The 13171-nt window shown below is 33.7% G+C and carries 14 protein-coding genes; 3 read left to right on the plus strand and 11 right to left on the minus strand.

The genetic code is table 11. The annotated features are described in order from the left end of the window. Positions 1 to 51 precede the first annotated feature (51 nt). The 3 genes from panB to HRU50_RS04225 are packed head-to-tail and all read left to right on the plus strand — an operon-like array spanning position 52 to position 2085. Positions 52 to 870 (plus strand): 3-methyl-2-oxobutanoate hydroxymethyltransferase, encoded by an 819-nt coding sequence (gene panB, locus HRU50_RS04215; RefSeq protein WP_296348489.1) that lies wholly within the window; start codon positions 52 to 54, stop codon positions 868 to 870. Between the two features lie 4 nt (positions 871 to 874). Continuing rightward, positions 875 to 1378, plus strand: a complete 504-nt coding sequence (locus tag HRU50_RS04220) for a cupin domain-containing protein (RefSeq protein WP_296348491.1) — start codon at positions 875 to 877, stop codon at positions 1376 to 1378. Then, a complete protein-coding gene (locus tag HRU50_RS04225; RefSeq protein WP_296348493.1) occupies positions 1378 to 2085 on the plus strand; it encodes an RluA family pseudouridine synthase in 708 nt (235 codons plus the stop codon). The genes HRU50_RS04220 and HRU50_RS04225 overlap by 1 nt, the downstream gene beginning before the upstream one ends. On the opposite strand, the gene HRU50_RS04230 is transcribed toward HRU50_RS04225, so the two are convergent. The 11 genes from HRU50_RS04230 to HRU50_RS04280 form a co-directional block, all read right to left on the minus strand. After that, positions 2082 to 2750, minus strand: a complete 669-nt coding sequence (locus tag HRU50_RS04230) for an ATP-binding protein (protein ID WP_296348496.1) — start codon at positions 2748 to 2750, stop codon at positions 2082 to 2084. The two genes, HRU50_RS04225 and HRU50_RS04230, sit on opposite strands and share 4 nt — an antisense overlap. 86 nt (positions 2751 to 2836) lie before the next feature. Then, positions 2837 to 3553, minus strand: a complete 717-nt coding sequence (locus HRU50_RS04235) for a hypothetical protein (RefSeq protein ID WP_296348499.1) — start codon at positions 3551 to 3553, stop codon at positions 2837 to 2839. 5 nt (positions 3554 to 3558) lie between these two features. Further along, a complete protein-coding gene (locus HRU50_RS04240; protein WP_296348501.1) occupies positions 3559 to 3933 on the minus strand; it encodes a hypothetical protein in 375 nt (124 codons plus the stop codon). A gap of 85 nt (positions 3934 to 4018) precedes the next feature. Further along, positions 4019 to 4864 (minus strand): biotin-dependent carboxyltransferase family protein, encoded by an 846-nt coding sequence (locus HRU50_RS04245; RefSeq protein ID WP_296348503.1) that lies wholly within the window; start codon positions 4862 to 4864, stop codon positions 4019 to 4021. Beyond that, entirely contained in the window at positions 4865 to 5587 is a 723-nt protein-coding gene (gene pxpB / locus HRU50_RS04250; RefSeq protein WP_296348505.1) for a 5-oxoprolinase subunit PxpB, read from the minus strand. It abuts the gene before it with no gap. Between the two features lie 5 nt (positions 5588 to 5592). Then, complete coding sequence (gene pxpA / locus HRU50_RS04255; protein ID WP_296348507.1) at positions 5593 to 6330, minus strand: 5-oxoprolinase subunit PxpA; 738 nt, start codon at positions 6328 to 6330, stop codon at positions 5593 to 5595. Further along, positions 6330 to 7553 (minus strand): Nramp family divalent metal transporter, encoded by a 1224-nt coding sequence (locus HRU50_RS04260; RefSeq protein ID WP_296348509.1) that lies wholly within the window; start codon positions 7551 to 7553, stop codon positions 6330 to 6332. Before HRU50_RS04260 ends, pxpA begins: the two co-directional genes overlap by 1 nt. Next, positions 7553 to 8659 carry a DUF2891 domain-containing protein gene (locus tag HRU50_RS04265; RefSeq protein ID WP_296348512.1) on the minus strand — a complete coding sequence of 369 codons (1107 nt, stop codon included), beginning with the start codon at positions 8657 to 8659 and terminating at the stop codon, positions 7553 to 7555. The genes HRU50_RS04260 and HRU50_RS04265 overlap by 1 nt, the downstream gene beginning before the upstream one ends. Positions 8660 to 8695: 36 nt before the next feature. After that, on the minus strand, positions 8696 to 10234 hold the full coding sequence (locus tag HRU50_RS04270) for a YifB family Mg chelatase-like AAA ATPase (RefSeq protein WP_296348514.1): 1539 nt from the start codon (positions 10232 to 10234) through the stop codon (positions 8696 to 8698). 28 nt (positions 10235 to 10262) lie between these two features. Further along, a complete protein-coding gene (locus HRU50_RS04275; protein ID WP_296348516.1) occupies positions 10263 to 11222 on the minus strand; it encodes an alpha/beta fold hydrolase in 960 nt (319 codons plus the stop codon). A 53-nt stretch (positions 11223 to 11275) separates the two neighbouring features. Continuing rightward, positions 11276 to 13159 carry a CocE/NonD family hydrolase gene (locus HRU50_RS04280; protein ID WP_296348518.1) on the minus strand — a complete coding sequence of 628 codons (1884 nt, stop codon included), beginning with the start codon at positions 13157 to 13159 and terminating at the stop codon, positions 11276 to 11278. Between the last annotated feature and the right edge of the window lie 12 nt (positions 13160 to 13171).

The following is a 13171-nucleotide window of genomic DNA, read 5'->3' on the forward strand; positions in this document are numbered from 1 at the left end:
CAAAAGTTTAACAAAACTCATTATTTTTACGAACTACATAATTTAACACATATGTCGACAGCAAAAAAAGAATACAAAAGAGTTACTGTAAAGTCTCTGGTAGACATGAAAAAACATGGTGAAAAAATATCTATGCTAACTGCTTATGATTACACTATGGCAAAAATAGTTGATGGCGCAGGTACTGATGTCATTTTGGTTGGTGATTCTGCTAGTAATGTCATGGCAGGACATGAAACTACACTTCCGATTACTTTAGATCAGATGATTTATCACGCATCTTCTGTAGTCAGAGCTATTGACAGAGCTCTTATAGTTGTTGATTTACCTTTTGGAACTTATCAAAGTGACCCTAAAGAAGCATTACGATCGGCTATTAGAATAATGAAAGAATCAGGGGGACATGCTGTAAAACTTGAAGGTGGGAAAGAAATTAAAGAATCTATTAAACGTATACTTCATGCAGGAATTCCTGTTATGGGGCATCTTGGTTTAACACCACAATCCATTTACAAATTTGGGACATACACTGTCAGAGCTAAAGAAGAGGAAGAAGCCCTTCGCTTAAAGGAAGATGCTTTAATGCTAGAACGTATAGGCTGTTTTGCAATTGTGCTAGAGAAAATCCCAGCTAAATTAGCAAAAGAAGTTGCTGAAAGTGTTTCAATACCTGTAATTGGTATAGGTGCTGGCGCTGGAGTTGATGGCCAAGTTTTGGTATTGCATGACATGATTGGGATGACCCATGAATTCAATCCACGTTTCCTAAGAAGATACATGAATCTATATGAAGAAATGACCGAGGCAATTGGGCAATATGTAAGTGATGTAAAATCTGTTGACTTTCCAAACGAGAAAGAACAATACTAAGAAAATGATATCTGTATCAGAGATAATTGAAAAACTTAACTTACAACCACATCCTGAAGGAGGTTATTTTAGAGAGCTATACAGAAGTGATGATGTTATGAATAAGTCTACACTTTCAGATGAGTTTGATGGGGATAGAAATTATTCTACTAGTATATATTACCTTTTGGAATCAAAGGATTTTTCGGCCTTTCATAAGATTAATCAAGATGAGATTTGGCATTTTTATTTAGGCAGTACTATTGAATTGCATATCTTATCCAAAACTGGTGACTTAAAGACCATTGAAATAGGTAATAAAGTGAATAAAGGCGAGCTCCCTCAAGCAATTGTGCCAAAACACCATTGGTTTGCTGCAAAAGTTAAAGAACCTAAAACTTTTGCTTTGGTTGGTTGTACAGTTTCACCTGGCTTTGATTTTAAAGATTTTCAATTGGGATCTTACCAAAATCTTTCAAAAGAATTCCCAAAATATAAATCCCTTATTAAGGAATTTACAAGACATTAATGCAAAAAAGCAATAGACTTCACTCTACAAAAGATAACCTTCAAATTATTTATGAAGATAATCACCTCATTGTGGTAAACAAGCGTGCTGGTGATATTGTACAAGGTGACAAAACTGGTGATAAGCCACTAAGTGATGTTGTAAAGGAATACTTAAAAGACAAATACAAAAAGACTGGCAACGTATATCTTGGTGTTGTCCATCGTTTAGATAGACCTACTACTGGCATTGTCTTATTTTCTAAAACCAGTAAGGCTTTACCAAGATTAAATAAACTGTTTGCAGAAAAGAAAGCTACCAAGACCTACTGGACTTTGGTAAAAAACCAACCACCAAAAGCGAAAGACACACTTATAAATTGGTTAAAAAAGAACCCAAAAAACAATAAATCTACGGCGCATAATAAAGATATTGAAGGCAGTAAAAAAGCAATTCTACATTATGAAGTTATAAAAAAGCTTGAAAACTTTTATTTACTAGAAATTAAACTCGAAACCGGAAGGCACCATCAAATCCGTACCCAATTAGCCAAAATAGGCTGCCCCATCAGAGGTGATTTAAAATATGGTTTTGAAAGAAGCAATAAAAATGGTAGTTTTTGTCTCCATGCTAGGCGATTAGAGTTTGTCCATCCTGTAAAAAAGGAACATATAAAAATAATTGCACCATTACCAGATGAAACCCTCTGGAAGGCGTGTGAAGCTTAACTAGACCTAAAACTATAAAAGATTTTTAGTTCTGTACCCTTACCTATTTCAGATTTTAAATTAAACTCTGCTTGGAGCATCTCTGCACGCTTTTTCATATTAGTCATTCCCGAACCTTCCTCAACTAAAGATTTATCAAAACCCACTCCGTTATCAGTAACTTTAATAACGAGACTCTCATTATCATAGCTTAAATCTACAGTTAATACTTCTGCTTCAGAATACTTTAAAGTATTTGAAAAAAATTCTTGTAATATCCTAAAGAGTATGACTTCATCTTTATTGTTTTCAAATTCAACTAAATCACCAGCTGTATTTAGCTTTGCCGTAATTAAACCAGATTTATTTAAACGTTGTATCTCATTATGCAGAGATTTATTAAAGCCTAAATTAAAAATAACATCACTATTCAATGATTTTGACAAAGCCCTAACCTCTTCCAAAGACTGTTTTAACGATTCTGACGCCTTAGTAACTTTTGACTTGGTAATATCATCAACACTTTTCAAAGCTGAATTCATTTGCATAGTAGAATATACAAGTAATTGTCCAATATTGTCGTGTAACTCACGACCGACATGTTTAAACGTCTCTTCTTGAATTTCTTGTTGTGTTTTTATCAATTCTTCCTCAAATTCTTGCTTTTGCTTTATTTGTTTAAACAATAATTGATTTTTACGTTTTTGGAACGTAATAAAAAATACTATAAAGGTTCCAACCAATACTAATGTGAAGAAAATCACATAAGTGATTAATGCGATTTCCTCATTTGTAATTGTTTTTTGTGATGAAGCGAATAAAAGAAGGCAAAAGTGTAACATGAATATAACAATACATTAGAAATAGTAAAAAATGATTTTCTAAATTCTACAAAATTTTGGTTTGTTTTTAAATAATACCCCATAAATAATGATATTGGAGTTAGGCATATTTGAAATATTAAAAGACCTGACAGAAGATAAAAAACATGAGACTTATAAAACTCTAAAAAATCTTCACTTTTTAACAATTCTTGATAATACAATATTACCATTACAAAAATGGCAAAAGTCTGAATAGCACTGTCATAGGCGATAGTGGTCTTAAAAAAATTACCACTTATTAAATAATAACTTATAATAAAAACTGTACAGGAAACAACTACAAGATTTACACCACGATGTACAAACTTCTTATTAGTGTTTCGCAGAATAAATAATCCTATAAGAAATATATCAATAATACTTTTCAAATTATATAGCCATGTATTTCTTCTAATGACTGAATGCTCAATCCAATCGATGTAGGGATGATCAAAATGAATATATAAATATGGATAAAATCCAAATGTCTCAATAAAAACAATAAGCCATAAGTACCATACAAACGGCCTAATGGCTTGATCTTTTGTTTTTATCCAATAATATGAAGCTGACAGCGCAGCCACCAACTCAACAAAATGGATTATTAAAACTTGAGCCGATATCATATTTATTACTGTGGGTAATTTGCTCCAGGTGGAAAACCATTACCCATTCTGTCTAAACAATCAGCTTTAGAAATATCGCTATTATTACCATTTTGACCTTTAGTAGTAGGTACAAGAAAAGCTGTTGTATAACCTGCCTGACCATTATCGGTAGGATAAGCTCCAGAATAAATTCTAATACCATTCATTTCATATCCCAAATCCTTAGCTTGATTTTCCGCATATTCAATAAACGCTTTTAAATCCTCTAAAGAAACCCAAGATGAACGATTATCATCTCTTTTAGTAATATCTTGAGATATTAAATTGTGTCTAGATGAGTACGCATCATTTAAACGTTGTGCCTCTGCAGGCGTAATTAGTCCTTTTGGTTGACTCATTTTTTTAAAAATCTAAATTAATAATCGGTATAAAGGTTTTCAAATAAGGGAGTTTAAAAGTATAAAATATATTTCTTTTTTCTATTCAAAGAAGTCTGAAACTTATGTTGTGTTTAATCGTCTTTTGACATAAAATATTGATAGATTGCTCTGTTAATTGAAATATTCTGGGATAACCACCAGTTGTTTGACAATCTCTCATTAACACAATTAATTGACCTGAAGGTGTTAATTGTACTGTCCCTGGTAATATTGGAGATGTTAAAATTGAAGGCATCTCATTTAAGAACAAAGGTTCTAACTGATAAGCCATTCTATTATTCTTGTTAGTAATTGTGAATTTTATTTCCATTAATTCTTTCTTTTGTTTTTCAGAGAGAAATTTAAATTCAGGTCCTTCAAATACTTCTAGTTTTTCGCTTTTCAGAATTGAATCATCATATTTTACTGAAGAATAAGATACTTTTATGATTGAATTATTAGAATCATAAGCAATAACATCATTTTTATGCAATCTGAAGCCTTTCGTTATACATTTGTACTGACTTCTACTTCCTAATACAATTTCGGTCTTAAATCCACCTTTAATGGCTAAATATACTCTAATACCAGATTTTAATTTACCAAATTCTAAAATGTCATTTTTTGCAATATTAATAATTGTATTGTTATTAATTGGAATAGAATTCAATCGGGGCTGCATATCTGAGCCAGAAATTACAATCTGTGTTGGTTCTAAAAACTGAAATTTTCCACCTTGCATTGTCATCTCTAATACAGCATCATTTTCATGATTTCTTAATAACGTGTTCGCATAACGGCTAGAATGTGCATCCATAACACCAGATATAGGAACACCAAAAGATCGATACCCAAATCTTCCAGAATCTTGTATGGTACTATAAAAACCAGGATGTAAAACTTTAAGCATCTATACCTTTGGTCTTAATTTATAATCTGAAGCTTCCACCGCTTGTTTGATATTATTATATTCTGACCTATCAACAGGAATAAATTTCACCCTATCACCTGACTTTATAAAACATGGTGAATTGGCTTTAGGCGAAAATAAACTTACAGGCGTATTACCAATTACATGCCAACCGCCAGGACTATTTTGCGGGTAGATTCCTGTCTGTTTTCCGCCTATGGCAACTGCACCTTTTTTAACATCCAAACTTGGTGTTTTTTTTCGGTCCAAAAAGAGTTGTTCATCTAGACCACCTAAGTATAAAAATCCTGGTAAAAAACCAGTAAAATAAACTGTGTATATTGCAGATGAATGTAGCTCTATAATTTGAGATTTTGATAACGATTTTTGTTTTGAAAAATCATCTAAATCAGTTGCAAATTCATCATCATAACAAACTGGTATTTCCCATAATTGAGATTTTATAGTTTCAGTTGCATTGATAGTCACATATAGTTCTTTTAAGCTCAAAACCGTATCATTGAATTTATCAATAGTAGATGTATAAATTATTAATAATGAAGCATATGATGAAATTACCTCAACTTTTTGTTTAATATATTTGTTTTCTATTAAATGTTTGAATTTTAGGATGTCATTTAAGATATTTTCATCAATTACTGAAGGCCATTCAATTAAAATTGACCGTTCATTATATTGAAAATATCGAAGATTATAAGACATAAAACCTACACAATTTTGATTCCTTTTTGTTTTAAATTTACATGTAAATATTTCAAGATTTCAACTGCATTTTCAGTATCACCATGCACACAAAATGTTGATGCTTTTATAGGCACTTCTACCCTACTTATTGTCTTCACTTTTTGATTAGAAATCATATAAAATACATGCTCAAAAACTTCGTCTTTTTTATGGATAATCGCATTAGATTTTTGGCGTGAAACTAACGATAAATCATCGTTATAATTTCTATCTGCAAACGCTTCAAAAACAACTTCAATATTTTGTTCAATAGCTAATTTTGAAATTACTGATTGATAAGGTGCATACAATATCACAGGATACGGTAAGCGCTTTATAACCTTCAAAATGACTTTTGAAATATTGTTGTCTTTAACTGCTAAATTATATAAAGCCCCATGAGGTTTTATATGATTTAATTTCAAATTATAAGTATCCAAAACCTTTAATAAACTTATAACTTGACTTGTTAAACTTCCAAACAATTCATCTAAAGGTATATTCATATCTAGTCTTCCAAAGTTTTCTCTATCAGGAAATGAAGGATGCGCTCCTATCTTTACATTATAGGTTTCAGCAAGCGTCACTGCATTTTTCATGGTATCAACATCACCTGCATGACCACAACAAGCTATATTGCAAGAAGACAAGTAAGGCATTAGCAAGGCTTCATTATGTAATCCTTCGCCAACATCTGCATTTATATCTACAACAAACCCCATTATATTACCTTAAAAACACTTAAAATTCCTTTTAAACCTAATCCTATTGCAATAAGAACGATAATCACTCCCAAAACATTCTGAAATACGGAATTGGCATATTTCCCCATTACCGAAACCTTATTTACTACCCAAAGTAGCAAACCTGCTATTATTGGTAATAATAAGCCATTAGCAATTTGCGCGAATGTTATAATTTCTATGGATTTAAAACCGATAACCGAAAATAAAACACCAAGAAATAGAATGAACATCCAAATCATTCTAAAGTGTGATGATTTTAAATTAGATTCCCAACCCAAACAGCCACTTGCAACATATGCCGCCGCTAAAGGCGCTGTTATAGCACTTGTAATACCAGCAGCAAACAAACCGACTGCTAAAACATACTTAGCATAAATACCAAAAAGTGGTTCTAAACTTTTGGCTAGGTCTGCAGCATTTGAAATATCTTGGTTAGCTACAGCCGATGCAGAAATAATAATACACATAGACACCAAACCACCTAACACAACAGCCACAAACGTGTCTTTTTTAGCTAGTTTTAAATCTTCTTTTTGTTTCCATTTGGTTTTGGCTAAAGATGCATGTAAAAACAAATTATATGGCACTACAGTTGTGCCTATAAGTCCAACTATTGTTAAAATACTTTTCTCTGGTGTACGTGGAATTAATCCTGATAATACTTCAACTATACTAGGTTTTGTTATGACTGCTGTAATTAAAAAGGCTAAACTCATTACAATCACTAATACCACCAACGATTTTTCTAAGACTTTGTAATTACCGTAATACAACAGCAGAAATGCTGAAAAACCTATAATAAGAGGCATTACCTTCAGATCCTTACCTAAAATAGAAACTCTAGAACTATCAAAAATAGTTTCTAGCCCTAATGCGCCACCACTAATGTTTCCGGCTTCGTAAGCTGAGTTCCCTACCACAATAGCACTTAGAATTAATACCACTATAATAGTTCTGGCTATTGGATGTTTTAATTCTTGTCTTATGACTTCTGATAATCCTTTTTGAGACACAATACCTATTCTAGCCGCCATTTCTTGCAATACAATGGTTGCAACTACAGATAACACCATTGCCCAAAGCAAATTGTAACCAAAATTAACACCAGCAAGTGTACAAAGCGTTACAGTTCCTGGACCAATAAAAGCTGCTGCCACAAGTGGTCCAGGACCAATATTTTTAAACCACTTCGTGATCATTAATCGATAGAATTTAAAGCATAGATAGCAAAACTACCAAGCCAATGTCCACCTTCGTAACTATCACCAACTATACTAGGCAATGAGTAGTTAATGTGCTGATTAGCTAAATTTTGAAGATGCTTATATTCTGGTATATCTTTAGCAATGTAGTTAAGACTCCAAGCTCTAGAAAAGTTCACTCCATCTAAATGTACAAGTTTTCCGTCTGTTCTGTCTGAGACTTTTCCTGTTTCTAATTGAAAAGACACATCTTTTAATTGCGGTAAAAATTGATTCACCCAAACCTTAAACTCTTGAATCGATAACACACGTTTCATCAATGCAGCTTCTTCCAAACATGGTGATAAAAAATCGAACCCGCTTGGTTCCCAACTCAGCGGACAGTTTTGGTCGTTACCATAAAAATCTTTAGCGCGTCGTTCTATTAAAGTCTTGAATTCTGAATGATTGACAGTTTTAGCATAATCATAAGCAAAACTCAACCCAAATGCGGTGTTTGGATGTTCACCAACTCTTATTGGATAATTGAGCTTAGGTAAGAATTCTAAATAGCGTTCAACAATTAAATCTGTTAAAGGCTGAAGATTGTCTTCGAGAGTTTTTGCGACATCATCATCCCACATACGTAGCTCTTCGGCTAACTTTAGTAGCCAAGCCCAACCATATGTTCTCTCGTATGATTTATTATGTTTTCCTTTGAAATACGCAATCTCTTTCTCGATATTCTCTTTTGAAATACTTTGAAGCAACCAACTTTGCATTTCCTCCTTTTTCTCTAACCCAGGAAATTGCCTTAATAAAGTTACCATACTCCAATGCCCGTGAACCGCAGAATGCCAATCAAAACAACCATAAAACGCGGGATGCAAAGCCTTCGGTGATTGCAAATCTTCGTTACTACCTAGAACCTGACCTAACTTATTTGGATATTCTACGCCAACACATGCTAAAGGTAATTCTGCTAAGCGATTGGCTTGTTCCAAGTTAAGTTTTGAAATCTCAACAATCTCTACTTGCAGAGAATCGGTTTCTGTATCAATCGTTTTAGAATGATTACAACTAACTGCTATGATGAGCAGAAAAAAAACAAGATATGGTTTCATTATATGGCTTTGATGGTTCTTACCAAAAATACATAATTATCCCAACCAACCTTCTCTATCTAAACTTCGGTATTGAATCGCTTCTGAAATATGATTACCAGTTACGCCTTCTGAATTATCTAGGTCAGCAATTGTACGCGCTACTTTAAGAATTCTATCATAGGCTCTAGCAGATAAATTTAAGCGTTCCATAGCAGATTTTAACAATTGTAATGAAGCATCATCTAGTTTACAATATTCTCGAATCTGTTTGGTACTCATCTGCGCATTATAATGCACATTTTCTAAATCTTGAAAACGTTTTGTTTGAAGTTCTCTAGCTGCGGTCACTCGATTTCTGATATCAACTGAAGATTCACCTTTTCTATCATCAGAAAGTTTTTCAAAAGGCACAGGCGTTACTTCTATATGAATATCTATACGGTCTAATAATGGTCCAGAAATTTTACTTAGGTAACGTTGCATTTCTGCAGGACTTGACGTTACTGGTGCATCAGGATCATTAAAATAACCGCCAGGACTTGGATTCATGCTTGCCACCAACATAAAAGAACTAGGATAAGTCACCGTAAACTTAGCTCTTGATATCGTGACTTCTCTATCTTCTAATGGTTGACGCATGACTTCTAAAACTTCTCGTTTAAACTCTGGCAATTCATCTAAAAACAATACTCCATTATGTGAGAGTGAAATTTCTCCTGGTTGAGGATAACTTCCGCCTCCGACTAAGGCCACGTTTGAAATCGTGTGATGTGGACTTCTGAATGGTCGTTGCGCCATCAATCCGGAATGCGCTTTTACTCTACCCACAACGGAATGTATTTTTGTCGTCTCAAGAGCTTCATGAAGCGTCATTGGCGGCAAGATACTAGGCAAACGCTTTGCTAACATAGTTTTACCTGATCCTGGTGGGCCAATCAAAATAATATTATGTCCACCAGCAGCTGCTATTTCCATACAACGTTTAATACTTTCTTGCCCTTTGACATCCGCAAAATCAAACTCAGGAAAGTTTAAACTTTTTGAAAACTCTGCTCTGGTATCTATAATGGTTTGTTGTAGTGGTTCATCTTTATCAAAATGATTAATAACTTGTTGTATATTATCCACTCCATAAACCTTTAAATCATTTACAATTGCTGCTTCTTTTGCATTTTGACAGGGCAAAATAAAATGTTTAAAACCTTCTTCTCTTGCTCTAACTGCGATTGGCAACGCGCCTTTTATTGGTTGCAAACTGCCATCTAGCGACAACTCACCCATAATCAAACAATCTTCTAAATGATCTGCTTTTATTTGATTTGAAGCTGATAAAATTCCGACTGCCAAAGTAAGGTCGTAAGCTGAACCTTCTTTTCGTAAATCGGCAGGTGCCATATTAATGGTAATTTTCTTGCCTGGTATGCGATAACCGTTATTTTGTAGTGCAGCAGCAATTCTGTAATTGCTCTCTTTAATCGCATTATCTGGTAAACCAACCAAATGATAGCCTATTCCTTTATCTATATTAACCTCTACTGTAATAGTCGAAGCTTCTACACCAAAAACAGCAGAAGCATAGATTTTTTTGAGCATAAGAAAATTCTTTCTCTAAAACTACAAATTAAAGTTGATTTACAAACTCTAGTGCTCTTCTTTCGTTGTAATAATTGTTTTGTTTGTCAATAAAACCAACATGGCCGCCAAACTTTGGCATTTCTAAATGCAAAAATTCATTAGCTTTTGCTTCTTTTACTGGATAGCAAGACGCCGACAAAAAAGAGTCATTCAGGGCATTAATAATTAAAGACGGTACTTTTATACTTGGTAAAAATTGCAAACAGCTCGATTTCGTATAGTAGTCAGTTGCATTTAAAAAACCATGTGCCTTGGCCGTATACACATTATCTAAATCACGAAGATTAGTAATTCCATCAAAATCACTCTTACTTATATAATCAGGAAATTGCTGCAACTTAGGTCTTAGCTTTGCTTTTAAATGGTTTAAAAATCGAATAGCATAGTGCTTATTTTTCCAACTAAGAATCTCATTACAAGCACCTTCTAAATCACAAGGTGCAGAAATAGCAATAACAGCTTTAACTTCATTTGGTACATCGTCACGTTCGCCCACATACTTTAAAGCCATATTAGCACCTAGACTAATGCCTTTGATATAAATTTCATCGTAAATCCCTTTATTAATAACATGATTTATCACGGATTCTAAATCTTCGGTAGATCCAGAGTGATAACTTCGAAATAAACGGTTTGGCTCACCACTACAACCTCTAAAATTTACTGAACACGCATCTATTCCATTTGCATTAAAGAGTTTTGCAGGACCTGTTATATATGGACGCTGCGCATTGCCTTCTAACCCATGCAACAGTATAATTACCCGATTAGAACCGGATGATGTGCGGCTCCAATCTAAATCCATAAAATCACCATCGTCTAATTCTAAACGCTCTCTAATTTGCTCTAAACCATTAACACGTCTTATTAAACCAGAATACACGGTAGCCACAAAACTCTTCTTAGACCAAAATGGTGGTTTGTATGTAGATTCAACTATTGGCATTTTTAGTGGCTGTTGGGTTTTAGCTTTTTGCTTTCGGTCGTTAGCTATTTAAACTATTTTAAAACGGTAAATTCTATAGAAGAGTCATGATAGACTTTATGTGTTTGTGCTTGAAAGTCATCTTCTTTAGCCTCAAAAATATTATCCACATACGTTTGAGGATTCGCATCAATGTATGGGAAAAATGTACTTTGTATCTGTACCTGAATCTTATGTCCTTTTTTAAAGGTATGAAAAACATCTTGCAACTTAAGATTTACAGCTGTTTTAGCATTTGGCACAAATGGCTCTGGATTTGTCATACTATTTCTAAAACGTCCTCTTAAGACTTCACTGCGCACCATCATATGATAATTACTTAACTTTAAGTGATCTTGAACGTCATCTGTATTCTCTATATCAGACGGAAAAACATCTACAACTTTCACTATCCAATCAGCGGCATCACCACTTGTTGATACATTTAATTTAGCAAGTATGTCACCCGCCAAAGTAATATCATCGTCAAGTACTTCAGTTTCAAAAGTCAAAACATCTGGACGTCTAGACGCGAAACGCTGATCATCTGTCATATATTTTCGAGGTGTAAATACAAATTTTATGTCTTCTGAGTATGGCACTGGTTTTTTAGGATCACTTACAAAATCAGAACTTGTTTGTATGCCTTTTTGTACTTGCTGTGTTAAGCTTTCATTCGGATGCAGATAAAAGTGTTGTTTTGATGTGTTTTCTGGAGGCCAAGATTCGAATGAAAACCATTTTTTAGCACCAGTATCAAACATATGAGCTTCTGGCAAACCCGTATTCCCATCGGCATTACCTTTTAAGAAATGATTAAAAAACTTAGTTTCTATTTCTTTTTGAAAATAATCCGAAATTCCATCACCAAAGTGAATATTCCCAATCACTTGTCTGTCTTTGGTTCTAGACCAATCACCATGACTCCATGGACCAAAGACAACGGTATTGTAATTATTACTATTCGCTTCAATATGCTTATATGTATTGTAAGGTCCATAGAGGTCTTCTGCATCAAACTGACCACCAACAGTCATTACTGCTGGTTTTATATCCTTTAAATGTTGTATGATGCCTCTACTTTGCCAAAAGTCATCGTACGTAACATGCTCCTTAATTTGTTCTAAAAATACATTCGTAGAATCGTAATAGGCATTCAATTTACTTAAAGGCATATTGTCTAAGAAAAATTGATATTGATCTTCTGTTCCAACATCCGCAAACGTGTACCAAGATTCTTTTGTTGGCTCAGTTTTCATGTTTCCAAACAATGAAGTAATTCTCCAATAAGTGAGTAAGAATGCGCCATTATGAATAAAATCATCAAAAAAGAAATCACCTATACAAGCTTGTGGTGAAGCTGCCTTTAATGCTGGATGACCGGACAATAATGAATATGTCGTGTAGAATCCTGGATAGGAAATACCATAAGTACCTACATTACCATTATTATTTTCCACATTGTTAATCAACCACTCTATGGTGTCATAAGTATCACTAGCTTCATCGGTTTCATTACCTGATTTATTCGGAATAAATGCTCGCATATTGTCATAAACACCTTCACTATTCCAACGACCTCGCACATCTTGATATACCATTATATTACCTTCTTCCATAAGGTATTTGTTGGGTCCTACTCTAGAAGGGAATTTATCTTCACCATAAGGTCTACAACTGTATGGTGAACGCTTTAAAAGCATAGGATACGATTTAGAAGTGTCTTTTGGTGAATAGATCGTAGTGTGCAGTTTAATACCATCACGCATTTCTATCATTACTTCTTTTTTAGTGTAATTCTCTTTGGCAAAGGTATTCTCTTCAGTAGTTTCCGTGTTTTTTGCAGCGTCTTGTTTAGTGTCTTTACAGCTCACAACAACGAAAGCTATAAACAATGCAATTATATAATTTTTTAACATGTATGGGTTGGT

The sequence above is a fragment of the Winogradskyella sp. genome, assembly GCF_013213835.1.
Taxonomy (GTDB): domain Bacteria; phylum Bacteroidota; class Bacteroidia; order Flavobacteriales; family Flavobacteriaceae; genus Winogradskyella.